Origin of the sequence: Aeromonas sp. 19NY04SH05-1, from assembly GCF_040581895.1 — a bacterium.
GTDB lineage: Bacteria > Pseudomonadota > Gammaproteobacteria > Enterobacterales > Aeromonadaceae > Aeromonas > Aeromonas enteropelogenes.
This window is the reverse complement of record NZ_CP095328.1, coordinates 4,030,223-4,044,334: the sequence shown is the minus strand read 5'-3', so window position 1 is coordinate 4,044,334 and position 14,112 is coordinate 4,030,223. Positions and strand designations below refer to the sequence as shown.

Here is a 14,112-nt window from a genome sequence, read left to right as displayed (position 1 = left end):
CCCTCTTCAGTTTATGTCCGGCACCAAAGAGCCGCAAAGGGCTCACCCTCGCAGGCACTCCCAGGCCCAGCGGATGCGCATGAAGGCCTCTGCATCGCCGCCCCGATCCGGGTGATGACGCAGTGCCAGTACCCGCCAGCGCTGGCGGATGGTTTCCCGGGTCGCATCGGCCGCAAGCCCGAACAGGGCCAGCGCTTCCCGCCGGTTCTCCTCGCCATCCAAGCCTCGCCTGAAGCGGTTGAGCAGTGCCTCTACCTCCTCCCGGTCGGTCTGCCAGAACACCTGCCAGTCGCAGTAGTAGTCGCGAAGAGAGTGGTTGTGCGCCATTGCCTTTTCATCCGTCGACTTGCCAGCACGAGCCTCCAGCCGGATATCCAGGGTGCTGATCACCAGCCACCATCCCTCCTCATAAAGCTCCTCCTGCAGCTGGTAGAGGGCGTTCATGATGAGGAAGTTGACCCGAAACAGCTGCAGTTGCTCATCCTCGGCCAGGGTGGGGATGGCCCCCTGCCGGCGCAGTTCGGCCAGCAACTCGTGCACCTTGTAGCTGCCGCTCGCCTGTTGCAGCAGTGCCAGCAGGGGAGCGAGCAGCGGGTTGCCTGGAGGCGTGCCGGTGCTCACGGCAAGGGGTTCTCTTTTGGCGGTTGCAGGGCGATCAGTAACTCACCGGCATCCGGGCTGACCGGCCCCGTCACTATTTGCGGCGTACCCTTGGCATCCAGCACGAATAGCGGGATGGCGCCCGGGTTGGCCTCCTGATATTGCGCCCAGTCGAACGCCTCGCTCAGGCGGGTCCCCTTGATCTGGCCGCCGCGGCTCAGCAGGCTGCTCAGGCGGGCGTAGGTGACCTCTGGCCCGAACAGGTTCTGGCGGGCGCGGAAGGTGGCGCTCTCCCGATTCGCCTTGCCGTGCTGTTCGCTGGAACGCAGGGAGTAGACCCTCTCCTCCCCGTAGAGGTGGGCAAAATGCAGCACCCCGAGGGCGTTGTTGTGGCGGTTGGGGGAGAGGGCCAGCACGTTGCTGATGCTGGTGAGGGGCAGATGCAGCTCGGCATGTTCCGACTGGGGATTGCCGAAGTAGCAGGGCAAGTTGCTCATGCGCGCCTGGCGGCAGAACTCCCAGGCCGGGTCGCAGAGCTGAACCGGCACCCCCTGGTCCGCCAGCGCCTTGCCGATGGCCCGCGCCACCGAGTTGGCACCTATGATGAGCAGGGTGTTGGGGGCGCTTTGGCGCATCTGGAGCAGCTCCGCCAGCGGTGCCGAGGTGAGGCTCTGCAGCACCACGGTGGAGATGATCACCGCAAACACCAGGGGCACCAGCTTGTCCGCATCCGGGATACCTGCTTCATGCAGGCTGATGGCAAAGGAGGCGCTGACCGCCGCCGCCACTATGCCGCGCGGTGCGATCCAGCCGAGCAGGGCCCGCGCGCGCCAGGAGAGATCCGATCCCCAGGTCGAGACCAGGATGCAGAGTGGGCGGGCGATGAATTGCACCACGCACAGCAGCGCCAGTACCATGGGGCCGAGCTGCCAGAGCTGGGCCAGATCGAGGCGGGCCGCCAGCAGGATGAACAGGCTGGAGATGAGAATGACGGCGAGGTCCTCCTTGAAGGCCAGCACCTCCTCCAGATCCAGCCCCTCCTGATTGGCGAGCCAGATGCCGAACACGGTCACCGCCAGCAGGCCGGATTCGTGGCTGAGCCAGTCGGAGAAGGTGAAGGTGATCAGCACCAGCGCCAGCACACCGAACTTGTGCAAGGTGACCGGCAGCCAGTCCTTGCGCATGAGCAGGGTGGTGAACCAGCCTGCCGCCACCCCGGTCAGGGTGCCGATGCCCACCGTCTTGGCCAGGGCCAGCAGGGTGTGGCTGACCAGATCCCCCTGGCTGCCGAGGCGCACCGCCTCGAACACCAGCACCGCAAACAGGGCGCCGATGGGGTCGATGACGATCCCCTCCCAGCGCAGGATGCGGTCCACCTCCCGGGTGGGACGGATCACGTTGAGCATGGGGGCGATCACGGTCGGCCCCGTCACCACCAGCACGGCGCCGAGCACCATGGCGACCCGCCAGTCCAGTCCCAGCAGGAAGTAACCGGCGCTGCCGATGACGGCGAAGCTCACCAGCATGCCGGTGGAGCAGAGGTTGCGTACCACCTTGCCGATCCCCTTGAGCTCCTTCAGGTGCAGGGTCAACGCCCCCTCGAACAAGATGATGGCGACCGACAGCGATACCAGCGGGAATAGCAGATCCCCGAGCAGGGCATCCGGGTCGAGCAGGCCGCTGACCGGCCCCAGCGTGAGGCCGGTGAGCAGCAAAAACAGGATGGCAGGCACCCGCAGCGACCAGGCAAGCCATTGGGCCAGCACGGAGACCAGAGCGATGCCAGCCAGGGAGAGAGCGATCATGAAGACCTCGATTCAGGAGATGGACCTGGAGCTAGTGTAGTGGGGTTCATGGTCGGATTGACACCCCGTAGAGTGAGGAACAGCGACGATGACAGGGAGAAAACGGCAATGGAAGGTGCCGGAAAAAGGGAGGGCGACTCCTTGTCGCCTGGCTCGGGCCGCAGGGCCTGATTAGATGGGGCTTTCCTTGTGGAGATCGTTGACGCAGTCTGCGATCGCCAGCACCAGTGCGGAGCGCACCATCTGATCGAGTCGGTTGAGTTGCATCTGGTAGAAGGGCCAATCCGCTTCGTCGGCGGGGGGCTCCTGGGAGAGCATGCTGCCGGAGTTGATGCCGTGCAGGCGCTCGAGCAGATCACGAACCGGTTTGTCGCAGAATCGGTAGTCCTTGGGGTCGCGCACCAGAAAATCGCGGAACTTCAGATAGGCTTCAAGATCTTGATAACGTTCGAGGGAGATGAGGCCGAGGGCGAAGATGAGCTTGAGCCGTACCTCCAGCTGACCGAGGGGGCCGCTCTGGTTGAGCAAGGGTTCGATGGCGTATTTGACGGCGTACTCCTCCTGACGAAAGGCTTGTCGCATCAGGGAGTCGACCGCTTCTTCCAGGATGGTGACGGCTTCGAGAAAGAAGCCTCGGGGGCCATCCTGCTCGTTTAGTCGTTCCAGTACTTCATCTTCCTGGTGTGTGGTCATAACTTCATTGGGTCCTGCTGACTTGGGAGAGAGAAGGCCTCTCTCCCGGTTGCTGTCATATGGGGCGTATTGGCCGATCCTTCAATGGCTTGTGATCACAGCAAGCGCCCCTCCGATCACTTCATGCTCTCGTAACGGGCGACGATGGTGCCCACTATCTCACTGTCGGCCTCCAGCCCGGTCACCCGGGCCAGTGCCCTGGCCGGGCCCAGATCCGCCAGCAGGGTCTGCAATTCCACCGCCTGGGGATCATCGGCGTTGCGATAGTGCAGCGCCGCGGCGATCCCCTCCTGCAGGTGATCATTGGGCAGGCCGTACTCCAGGGTGCCGAGCAGTGGCTTCACCAGCCTGTCCCCTGCCGCCAGCTTGCGCAGCGGCTGACGGCCAACCCGGTCGATCTCGTCCACCAGATAGGGGTTGGCAAAACGGGCCAGGATCTTTTCGATATAGGCGGCGTGCAGACGTGGGTCGAAGCCGTAGCGTTTCACCAGCACGGCACCGCTCTCCTCCATGGCGCGGCGCACCTTGCTGCGGATCACCGGATCCTCGATCGCCTCGCGTACGGTGCGATAGCCCCTGAGTTTGCCGAGGTAGGCGGTGACGATGTGGCCGGTGTTGAGGGTGAACAGCTTGCGCTCGACGAAGGCCATCAGGTTGTCGGTGGGCTCCATGCCTGCTACCTGGGGCAGCTCGCCCTTGAACTGGGTCTGGTCGACGATCCACTCGCTGAAGCTCTCCACCGTTACCTCCAGTGGATCGTCGTTGGCCGCGGCCGTGGGCGGGACTATGCGATCCACCGCCGAGTCGACGAAACCGACGCAGGATTCGAGGGTGGCATGATACGCGACAGGCAGATACTTGAGTACCTCCTGCTTGAGGTGGCTGGTGCCGCGCACCATGTTTTCACAGGCGATGATGTTGAGCGGAGTCAGGTTACCGGCATCGAAGCGTGCCTGTAGCCCCTTGGCCAGGGTGCTGGCAATCTTGTCCAGAATGTTGGGGCCGACCGCCGTGGTCACCAGATCGGCGGTGATGAGACGGGCGATCACCTCATGACCGGCGGAGCTGACGGCGGCGACGTTGCGCACCACGTCCAGCTTCTGGTCTGCCCCCACCACGTGGACCCTGTACTCCTGACGGTGGTTGAGCTGGTCGATCAGGGTCTCGTTGACGTCGGCGAAGGTGACCTGGTGGCTGGCATCCGCCAGCAGTTTGCCGATGAAGCCACGACCGATATTGCCTGCACCAAAATGTAAAGTTTTCATGATGTTAACCTCTATAACCAAAGACGATGAAGGATGATTAGGCGGCCTGTTCGGCACCCAGCAGATCCAGGAACTCCTGGGGATCCGTGGTGCTGGCCAACTGGTCGATGAGACCGGGTTCATCCAGTGCATTGGTCAGGCGGGTTATCACCTGAATGTGTTCGTCGTTGCGGGCGGCGATGCCGATCACCAGGCGTGCCACCTCGTCCGCCGCCTCACCGAACGGAACGCCGGCCGGATACTGACAGATGACGATGCCGGTACGCTTGACGTGCTCCTTGGCGGCGATGGTGCCGTGGGGCACGGCGATGGACTCGCCGAGATAGGTGGAGACCAGCTGCTCGCGCTCCAGCATGGCGTTGACGTAGTCCGGTGCCACATAGCCCCGCTCCGCCAGCAGCCTGCCGGCCGCCAGGATGGCCTCTTCCTTGTTGTCGGCCTTGAGGCCCAGATGCACGTCCTGCAGGCTCAGGGTGAAGACTTCCGGCTCCTGCTGCTCATAGTTGTCATCGTTGGCAGCCACCAGCAGCTTGGGGTTGGCCACGTCGTCGTTGGCGGCGCGGGCCTGGGTCAGGCTTTGTACCAGCTCCTGATAGAGCGCGTTGTCGAGGAAGTTGGTGAGCGAGATGTGGTGAGCATTCGGCGCATGGCGGCGGGCCCGCTCGGTCAAATCCTTGTGGGTGATGACCCAGTCCACCTGATCATCGAGCTGATCGATGGCGCGGTTGGTCACGCTGATATCGAGACCGGCGGCCTGCACCCGCTTGCGCAGCATGCCGGCACCCATGGCGCTGGAGCCCATGCCCGCATCGCAGGCAACCACGATATTGCGTACCGCCATCAGTTCGCCATTGCTCTTCTTGGCGGGGGCGCTTTCCGGTTTGCCGCCTTTCATGGCTTTCATCTTGCGAGTGGCTTCATCCAGCGCATCGGCCTCGTCGGCTTCCGGCTGCTGGGCACGGACAAAGACGGCGGCGACCAGGAAGGAGACGGTAGTAGCGGCGGCGATGGAGAGCAGCACGCCCACCAGGGAAGCCTTGGGTGTCATCAGCAGCACGGCGAAGATGGAGCTCGGAGACGCCGGGGAGACCAGACCCGCGTTGAACAGGGTCAGGGTGAAGACCCCTGTCATGCCACCGGCGATGACGGCCAGAATGAGGCGCGGATTCATCAGTACGTACGGGAAGTAGATCTCGTGGATGCCACCGAAGAAGTGGATGATGGAGGCGCCGGCGGCAGATTGCTTGGCGGCGCCGCGACCGAACACCATGTAGGCCAGCAGCACGCCCATGCCAGGGCCCGGATTCGCTTCGATCAGGAAGAAGATGGAGCGACCCTGCTCGGTGGCCTGCTGGATCCCCAGCGGCGAGAAGATGCCGTGGTTGATGGCGTTGTTGAGGAACAGGATCTTGGCCGGTTCGACGAAGATGGAAGTGAGGGGCAGCAGGTTGTTGTCAACCAGGAAGCCGACACCGCCCGCCAGCATGCCGGAGAGCACCTTGACGAAGGGACCGATCACGAAGAAGGCGAGGATGGCCAGCAACATGCCGATGAGACCGGCGGAGAAGTTGTTGACCAGCATCTCGAAACCGCTCTTGACGCGTCCGTCCATCGCCTTGTCGAAGCGCTTGATGGTCCAGCCGCCGAGGGGGCCAACCATCATGGCACCCATGAACATGGGGATGTCGGTACCGACGATGACCCCCATGGTGGTGATGGCGCCCACCACGCCGCCCCGCTCACCACCCATCAGCTTGCCGCCGGTGTAGCCAATCAGCAGCGGCAGCAGGTAGGTGATCATGGGACCGACCAGCTTGGCCAAGGTTTCGCTCGGCAGCCAGCCAGTGGGGATGAAGAGGGCGGTAATGAACCCCCAGGCGATGAAGGCGCCTATGTTGGGCATGACCATATTGGACAGGAAGCGTCCAAAATTCTGTATCTTGACTTTGGTATCCGGTGATAACATGACGGCACCCCGTTTTAAGCCTGTTTGATTGAAAGTAGTAGTCGGGATGACGGGTTTTGCCGAACCCCCATCCCTAGTCGTCTAAGCAACTTCAATCTACCAGCTTGCGATCAAATTAGGCTGAAAACGGGGTGTCTTGTGATCTACATCTCACATACCCCGGGGTGGCACCTCCATCCATAGTGACGCTGATCACATTAAATTCATGTAATTCGGCTACATTTCGACATTTCCTGTTTTTGCTCCCCATTTTTTGTGATCGACATCGCTATTTATCGTTTGCGCAAGATATTGCAATAGATGATCTGTATCACAAATTTAATTTTTGCATCCAAACGAGGCTTGCTGGCGAGTGCAACTATTCGGGGTGGTAGCAATCGATTTCTGGCGATCAGATCCTGATTATCAATGAATCAATAAATTTGTAGCCCACTTTCAGTTTTTGCCCTAAGTAACTAGGTCTCGTTCGTTTAGCATCCGGTGTTACTTGCAGAGGGGAGAAAGGGATTTATGTGAGCGTCGATTTCTCTTGCCAAAGGCCGTTTGATGAAGGCGATGAGAGAGGGCATCGAGGTTCGTGGAAGGCCCATAAAAAAACCGCCAGCAGGCGGTTTTTTTATGGGCTTTTTATCACAGGGGGCGTTAGTAGAAGCCGGCGTCCTCGGGGGAGGGGCGGGTCTTGAAGCGGCGGTGCAGCCACATGTATTGCTCCGGCGCCTGCCGAACGGCGGCTTCTATCTCCCTGTTGGCACGGGCGGCATCGGCCAGGTCATCGCCAGTGGGGTAATCGGCCAGCGGTGCCCCTATGTGCAGGGTGTAGCCCTCTTTGGTGCGGATGTTGTAGCAGGGCAGGGTGACGGTGTTCTTCACCCGCGCCAGGGTGGCGGTGCCTGTGATGGTGGCGGCCTGCTCCACCGCGAAGTAGGGTACGAACACGCTGGCATGAGCACCGTAGTCGTGATCCGGCGCGTACCAGAGCGCATCGCCGTTGCGCAGCGCCTTGATCATCCCCTTCACGTCGGTGCGATCCACCAGGTATTTGTTGGAGGCACAGCGGCCATGGTACTGGGCATATTCCAGCACCGGGTTGGTGTTGGGGCGATAGACGCCGACCCCGGGACGTACCAGGCCAAAGCAGCGGGCATTGAGCTCCAGAGTCAGGAAATGACAGGAGAGCAACAGCATGCCCTGGCCCTGTTCCACGGCGGCGATGACGTGCTCTTCTCCTTCTACCTTCATCAGATTGCGCATCCGCCAATCCGGCCAGAACCAAGCGATGCCCACCTCGAAGATGGCGCAGCCCACGCTCTCGAAATTCTGCACGAGCAGCTTCTCCCGCTGATCCTTGGTCAGCTCGGGCATCGCCAGCTCCAGATTGCGGCGGGCAATCCTGACTCGTGATTTGAGCACCTTGGCGGCGAGACGACCGAGGTGGCGCCCCAGCCACATCTGGCTGCGCCACGGCAGCAGGGTCAGCAGCCAAAGCAGGGAGAGGCCGAACCAGCTGGCCCAGTAACGGGGATGAAACAGGCGGGGCTCAAGGCGGGGAGCGTTGTCGTGTGCCATGGCTAATCTCTTGTTCGCAAACACAATCGGGAGATTCTATCCGAAAAGGGGGCGAGTGGGCGAATAGCCGTGCGCTGGTCAGAGGGGTCGTTGCGTCCGCTTTACGTGACAAGGGTTGGCAACCGCGTTCGGCTTTTTCTACACCGGCTAAAAGAGTGTGATAAAATCGGCGGCTGATTTTTCAGGTTTTGAGAGTCTATACAGATGAAGATCACCCTGCCCGAGTTTGAAAAAGCCCGCATTCTGGTCGTTGGCGATGTCATGCTTGACCGCTATTGGCATGGCCCCACCGGCCGGATCTCGCCCGAGGCACCGGTGCCCGTGGTCAAGGTTGAGCACATTGAGGAGCGCCCGGGCGGCGCTGCCAACGTGGCCCTCAACTCCGCCGCGCTGGGTGGCCAGGCCGTGCTGCTGGGCCTGACCGGTCAGGATGAGGCGGCCGATGCCCTGGCTGGCCAGATGGCCGGCGTCAAGGTTGCCTGTGACTTCGTGCGTCTGGCCGACTATCCGACCATCACCAAGCTGCGGGTGCTGTCGCGCAACCAGCAGTTGCTGCGCCTCGACTTCGAAGAGGGCTTCCATGCGGTCGATGCGTCCCTGTTGATGGGCAAGGTGGAGCAGGCGCTGCCGAACTCCGACGTGATGATCCTCTCCGACTACGGCAAGGGTGCCCTCAACGACGTGCCCGGCATGATCAAGCGTGCCCGCGCCGCCGGTATCCCGGTGCTGGTCGACCCCAAGGGAACCGACTTTGAGAAGTATCGTGGCGCCACCCTGCTGACCCCCAACATGTCCGAGTTTGAAGCCGTGGTAGGCAAGGTGAAGAGCGAAGACGAGCTGGTCGCCAAAGGCCTGGAACTGGTCAAGCGTTTCGAGCTGGATGCCCTGCTGGTGACCCGCTCCGAAAACGGCATGACCCTGATCCGCGAAGGGCAGCCCGAGCTGCACCTGCCGGCCCAGGCTCACGAGGTCTACGACGTCACCGGTGCCGGCGATACCGTGATCTCCACCCTGGCTACCTCACTGGCGGCAGGCAAGAGCCTGGATGAAGCCTGTGCCCTGGCCAACACGGCTGCCGGCATCGTGGTCGGCAAACTGGGTACCTCCACCGTCAGCCCGGTGGAGCTCGCCAATGCCCTCTACACCGAGCAGGAGACCGGCTTCGGCGTCATGTCCGAGGCCCAGCTGAAGGTGGCCGTGCGTGCCGCCCGCCTGCGCGGCGAGAAGGTGGTGATGACCAATGGCTGCTTCGACATCCTGCACGCCGGTCACGTCTCCTATCTGGCCAATGCCGGCAAGCTGGGGGATCGCCTGATCGTGGCGGTCAACACCGACGAGTCGGTGCGCCGTCTCAAGGGACCGGGTCGCCCGGTCAACCCCACCGAGCGTCGCATGGCGGTGCTGGCTGCGCTGGGTGCCGTGGACTGGGTGGTGCCGTTTGGTGAAGACACGCCGCAGCGTCTGATCGCCGAGATCCTGCCAGATCTGCTGGTCAAGGGTGGCGACTACAAGCCGGAAGAGATCGCCGGTTACGCCGAGGTGACTGCCAACGGTGGCGAAGTGCGTGTTCTCAACTTCGAAGACGGCTGCTCCACTACCGACATCATCAAGACCATCCGCGAACGCGGTTAAGGTCGAGCGGGGCCCGCGTTCAAGCCTGGCAACGGGCAGCAAAAAGGCGACCTTATGGTCGCCTTTTTCATATCCGGGTCATGCTATCAGGCCTTGGGTTTGGCGCTGGCGGGCATCAGTCCCTGGTTCACTTCCACCAGATCCTGCTCTTCCAGGATGCCGGCCGCCTGTTTCAGGCTCAGGATGTTGAGGATGTAGTTGTAACGGGCGGCAGAGAGCTTCTGCTTGGCGTCGTACAGCTTGCGGGTGGAGTCCAGCACGTCGACGATGGTACGGGTACCGACCTCATAACCGGCTTCGGTCGCCTTCAAGGCGCTGTCGGCGGAGATGACGGACTGGCTGTAGGCACGTACCGAGCCGATGCTGGCGTTCACGTTGTTGTAGGAAGAGCGCACTGTGCTCTGCACCGAGCGGAAGTTCTTCTCCAGCAGCTCGCTTGCGGCCACATAGTTGAACTGTGCCTGTTTAACCTGGGAGCTGGTGGCGCCGCCGCTGTAGATGGGCAGCTTGAAGGTCAGCCCGACATTGGCCTGGTTGCCATTGCTCTCGGGGTTGATCACTTCATCCTTGTAGTCGGTGTTGCTGGCGGAGAGACCGGCACCGAGATCCAGAGTCGGTTCGTGGCCGGTCTTGGCCAGATCGATCTGTTCCTTGGCGATGTCTTTCGCGATGCGGGCACTGTGCAGTTGCAGGTTCTTGTCCAGCGCCAGCTCCAGCCACTTGTCGGAGCCAAAAGCGGTCTTCTGCGGGCTGAAGCGTTCGGTGTTGAGCACATCCAGCGAACGATGGTCGATACCGGTTAGCTCGCGCAGGGTCTCGTAGCTGTTGTCCAGCTCGTTCTCGGCGCTGATCTCGTCCGCCAGCGCCTGGTCACGGGAGGCTTCGGCTTCATGCACGTCGGTGATGGCGGTCAGACCCACCTCGAAACGCTGCTGGGTTTGCTCCAGCTGACGCTCTACGGCCACCTTGTTGGCACGCACGAATTCCAGGGTGTCCATCGCTTTGAGCACGTTGAAATAGGCCTGGGCGGTACGCAGCATCAGGTTCTGGATTTCAAGGTTGTAGGCGACGTCAGACTGGGTGGCACTCTTCTCGGTCAGATCCAGGTTGACCCAGTTGCTGCGACGATAGATGGACTGATCCAGAGAGAGGGAGCCGCTGGCGGTGGTACCGGTCTGGGTATCGTTCTTGTTCTGCAGGTAGTTCAGACCGGCGCCCAGGTTGATCTGGGGCAACAGGGCTGCGCGGGATTCATTGATCTTCTCGAAGGCTTGGTCGCGCACTGCCTTGGATTGCAGCAACTGCGGGTCTTTGAGCTGGGCCTGTTGGTAGATGTCGAGCAGGTTCTCGGCATGGGCACCGGCACTGACGCCCAGCAACACCATGACGGACAAGAGTGTTCTTTTCATAGATCGTTTTAACCTTATGTAGTAACCCAAAATGGTTGCTGGAAGAGGGCAAATATTGTCACCGACCAAGCTTGATTGCAGCTTAATCACTCTACTAGTTAGCAAAATTTAATGCCAAGAGTCTCCGGTCCAGTGACGGGAACGTCAAGAACCGAACGCTATTTTCTCCCCCCTGTGCCTAGCCAAATGGTCTGTGGCTGCTAAAATCCACCCCTCATTGACCTTGGTGCAGAGAGTGAATGAATGTTCATTCATGTTCCTCGGATTTTATGGTCAAACAGATTCAAGTCAAGCTGACGGGAGCCTCGTATGTCACAGCATCCCCTGCCGCAGGATCGGCATTATGCCGCCGAAGACGTAAAAATAATTTCAAAATCATCGGGTTATAACGGCTTCTTCAAGGTGAACGTTTATCGTTTGCAGCACAGGTTATTTGCTGGTGGCTGGAATCAACCCATAGTCCGCGAGCTGTTCGAGCGGGGCCATGCCGCCGCGCTGCTCCCTTATGATCCGGTACGCGACCAGATTGTGCTGGTGGAGCAGTTCCGCATCGGCGCCATGGAAACCAGTCGCACCCCCTGGCTGCTGGAGCTGGTGGCCGGCATCATAGATGAAGGGGAGACCGCCGAGGCCGTGGTGCGTCGCGAAGCAGTGGAAGAGGCCGGCATCGAAGTGGGTCGCTGCGAGCACGCCATCAGCTATCTGGTAAGTCCGGGTGGCAGCACGGAGCGGATCGAGGTCTATGTGGGCGAGGTGGATGCCAGCAAGGCCGAAGGGCTGCACGGTCTGGCGGAAGAGGGGGAAGATATCCGGGTGCACGTGGTGAGCCGCGAGCAGGCCTATGCTTGGCTCAAGGAGGGGCGCATCGACAACGCTGCCTCCGTCATCGCCCTGCAGTGGCTGGCTCTCAATCATGGCGAGCTGCGCACCCGCTGGCTGGCGGATCGCTGAGATGGCGGTGACCCGGCTTCAGGCCAGCGTTCACGTGCCAGATCTGCTTGCCTGCGAGGTCAACTACCCGTGGGATGAGATTGATGGAGCTGCAACATGTCGTTAGTCCAGCGCCTGTTCAAACGCTATGTACCTGACTTGATGTCCCTGCCGCGCACCTGCGGGGTCAACTCCCCGTGGGATGGGATTGATGGAGCTGCAACATGTCGTTAGTCCAGAGCCCGTTCAAACGCTATGTACCTGATTTGATGTCCTTGCAGCGCACCTGTGAGGTTAACTACATGGCGCTGATGAAATTGCTGCCCCCGGGTGGAGAGGTAGGGGCCGAGCGGCGCTACCGGGTCGGCAACGATCTGCAGTTCCAGCTCACCGTCTGTGGCGAGAGCCGCTTCACCAGCGAGGTGCTGCTGAGCCAGCACAACCCCGAATTGCCCGAATATCTGCAGGCGCAAATAGAGATTCGTTTGTATCATGATGTGCGAATGGCGGAAGTGTGTGCAACGCAACAGATTTCTCGTTTGCAACCACGTTATGATTACCCCAATAAAAAGATGCACCAGCGGGATGAAAAGGAGCAGGTAAATCTGTTTCTGGCCGAATGGCTGAAATTTTGTCTCAGACATGGTACCAGTCCGATCAATATCTCCAGTTGAACAAATATAAAGAAGCGTGATTTTGGAAACAGAGCTACCTCAGGCGCAGGATGGCAGTGTGCACCTGCTGCAAATTACCGATACCCATCTTTTCGCCAGCGCCGAGGGTCGGTTGCTGGCTGTGCGCACCGCAGAGAGCCTGGCCGCCGTGCTGGAGCAGGTGCAGGCCAACGCCTACCCTTACGACCTGATCCTGGCCACCGGCGATCTGTCGCAGGACCACAGTCCGGAGTCCTACCAGCGCTTCGCCACCATGATGGCGCCGCTCTCCCGCCCCATCTACTGGCTGCCCGGCAACCATGACGACAGCCCCCTGATGACGGAGCACCTGCATGCCGCCGGGATCAGCGAGGCCAAGCAGCTGGTGGGCGAGCACTGGCAGGTGATCCTGCTCGACACCCAGGTGCGCGGCAAACCTCACGGCATGATCGGGGATCACCAGCTGGAGGCGCTCGACAACGCTCTGCGCCAATATCCGGATCGTCACGCCCTCATCGCCCTGCACCATCAGGCGGTACCGGTGGGCTGCGCATGGCTGGATCAGCACAATCTCAAGAATGCCGATGACCTGTTCGCCGTGCTGGCTCGTCATCCGCAGCAGAAGACCATCCTGTTCGGCCACGTTCATCAGGAGTTTGACGAGGTGCACCGCGGGGTGCGGCTGATTGCCAGCCCCTCCACCTGCATTCAGTTCAAACCGCTCTCTGATGGCTTCGCGCTGGATGAATCCGGCCCGGGCTGGCGCTATCTCACCCTCTATCCGGATGGGCGGGTGGCCAGCGAGGTGTGGCGCCTGCCGGTGGGGCAGTTTGTGCCCGACCCCAACGCCACCGGTTATTGAGGAGAGCATTGCATGAAGTCCGTTCTCCTTTATCTGCACGGTTTCAACTCCTCACCGGGCTCCGCCAAGGCGCAGCAGATGGCTGCCTGGGTGGCCGCCAACCGGCCCGACATCGAAGTGATCATTCCGGCCCAGCCCAATACGCCAGCGGCGGCCTGGGCGGCCATCGAGCAGACCATTGCCGATCTGCAGCGTCGTTATGGTAGTGAATACAAGCTCGGCACCGTGGGCAGCTCCCTCGGCGGCTTTATGGCGACCCGGGTGAGCGAGCAGTACGGCTGCCGCGCGGCGCTGATCAATCCGGCGGTGCGCCCCCACGAGCTGCTCTGTGACTACCTCGGCCCCCAGACCAATCCCTATACCGGGGAGCAGTATGTACTGCTGCCTGAACATATGGATGAGCTGCGGGCACTGGCGGTACCGGTGACGGCGCCGGAGCGGCTCTGGATCCTGCAACAGCAGGGGGATGAGGTGCTCGACTATCGCAAGGCGCTGGATGAATACCGCTTTGCCCGCCTCTCGCTGGAGTGCGGCGGCAACCACGCCTTTGTGGCGTTCGAGCGCTACCCCGCCCAGATCATCCGTTTCCTCGGGTTATAGTCAGGTTTGAGTCAATAAGGGCGGTCTCGCCCTGCTTGTTCTTCTCCAGATCAAGCTTTCGGTGCGGGGAGTTTGTTCTACCCCCGCCTAGCAGTTAAGATTCCCTCCAAACGTCAATTCGCAAGGCCCTC

The 14,112-nt window shown here is 61.1% G+C and carries 12 protein-coding genes; 5 read left to right on the top strand and 7 right to left on the bottom strand.

The genetic code is table 11. The annotated features are described in order from the left end of the window. Nucleotides 1-42: 42 nt before the first annotated feature. The 6 genes from MRK42_RS18585 to lpxL all read right to left on the bottom strand — a co-directional run bounded on the left by MRK42_RS18585 (nucleotide 43) and on the right by lpxL (nucleotide 7,895). Nucleotides 43-621, bottom strand: a complete 579-nt coding sequence (locus MRK42_RS18585; RefSeq protein ID WP_354688488.1) for a DNA-J related domain-containing protein — start codon at nucleotides 619-621, stop codon at nucleotides 43-45. Beyond that, entirely contained in the window at nucleotides 618-2,405 is a 1,788-nt protein-coding gene (locus MRK42_RS18580) for a sodium:proton antiporter (RefSeq protein ID WP_354688487.1), read from the bottom strand. The genes MRK42_RS18585 and MRK42_RS18580 overlap by 4 nt, the downstream gene beginning before the upstream one ends. 171 nt (nucleotides 2,406-2,576) lie before the next feature. After that, the gene (locus MRK42_RS18575; protein ID WP_042072650.1) at nucleotides 2,577-3,098 is read right to left on the bottom strand and encodes an MltR family transcriptional regulator; all 522 of its coding nucleotides are present in this window, start codon (nucleotides 3,096-3,098) and stop codon (nucleotides 2,577-2,579) included. A gap of 116 nt (nucleotides 3,099-3,214) precedes the next feature. Next, nucleotides 3,215-4,363, bottom strand: a complete 1,149-nt coding sequence (locus MRK42_RS18570) for a mannitol-1-phosphate 5-dehydrogenase (RefSeq protein WP_042025898.1) — start codon at nucleotides 4,361-4,363, stop codon at nucleotides 3,215-3,217. 37 nt (nucleotides 4,364-4,400) lie between these two features. After that, a complete protein-coding gene (locus tag MRK42_RS18565; protein WP_354688486.1) occupies nucleotides 4,401-6,329 on the bottom strand; it encodes a PTS mannitol transporter subunit IICBA in 1,929 nt (642 codons plus the stop codon). 642 nt (nucleotides 6,330-6,971) lie between these two features. After that, nucleotides 6,972-7,895: an LpxL/LpxP family Kdo(2)-lipid IV(A) lauroyl/palmitoleoyl acyltransferase gene (lpxL, locus tag MRK42_RS18560; protein WP_042025896.1), complete on the bottom strand. Its 924-nt coding sequence runs from the start codon at nucleotides 7,893-7,895 to the stop codon at nucleotides 6,972-6,974. Nucleotides 7,896-8,099: 204 nt separating this feature from the next. Here lpxL and hldE point away from each other — a divergent pair, with 204 nt between their 5' ends. Beyond that, nucleotides 8,100-9,527, top strand: a complete 1,428-nt coding sequence (gene hldE, locus MRK42_RS18555) for a bifunctional D-glycero-beta-D-manno-heptose-7-phosphate kinase/D-glycero-beta-D-manno-heptose 1-phosphate adenylyltransferase HldE (protein ID WP_224210446.1) — start codon at nucleotides 8,100-8,102, stop codon at nucleotides 9,525-9,527. Nucleotides 9,528-9,613: 86 nt separating this feature from the next. On the opposite strand, the gene tolC is transcribed toward hldE, so the two are convergent. Further along, entirely contained in the window at nucleotides 9,614-10,936 is a 1,323-nt protein-coding gene (tolC, locus tag MRK42_RS18550) for an outer membrane channel protein TolC (protein ID WP_026456748.1), read from the bottom strand. A gap of 309 nt (nucleotides 10,937-11,245) precedes the next feature. Here tolC and nudF point away from each other — a divergent pair, with 309 nt between their 5' ends. The 4 genes from nudF to MRK42_RS18530 all read left to right on the top strand — a co-directional run bounded on the left by nudF (nucleotide 11,246) and on the right by MRK42_RS18530 (nucleotide 13,981). Beyond that, a complete protein-coding gene (gene nudF / locus MRK42_RS18545) occupies nucleotides 11,246-11,887 on the top strand; it encodes an ADP-ribose diphosphatase (protein ID WP_354688485.1) in 642 nt (213 codons plus the stop codon). 203 nt (nucleotides 11,888-12,090) lie between these two features. Then, the gene (locus tag MRK42_RS18540) at nucleotides 12,091-12,540 is read left to right on the top strand and encodes a DUF1249 domain-containing protein (RefSeq protein WP_026456746.1); all 450 of its coding nucleotides are present in this window, start codon (nucleotides 12,091-12,093) and stop codon (nucleotides 12,538-12,540) included. 22 nt (nucleotides 12,541-12,562) lie between these two features. Further along, nucleotides 12,563-13,381: a 3',5'-cyclic-AMP phosphodiesterase gene (gene cpdA / locus MRK42_RS18535; protein WP_354688484.1), complete on the top strand. Its 819-nt coding sequence runs from the start codon at nucleotides 12,563-12,565 to the stop codon at nucleotides 13,379-13,381. 12 nt (nucleotides 13,382-13,393) lie between these two features. Next, nucleotides 13,394-13,981, top strand: coding sequence for a YqiA/YcfP family alpha/beta fold hydrolase (locus tag MRK42_RS18530; RefSeq protein WP_274161329.1), 588 nt, complete (start codon nucleotides 13,394-13,396; stop codon nucleotides 13,979-13,981). Nucleotides 13,982-14,112 lie beyond the last annotated feature (131 nt).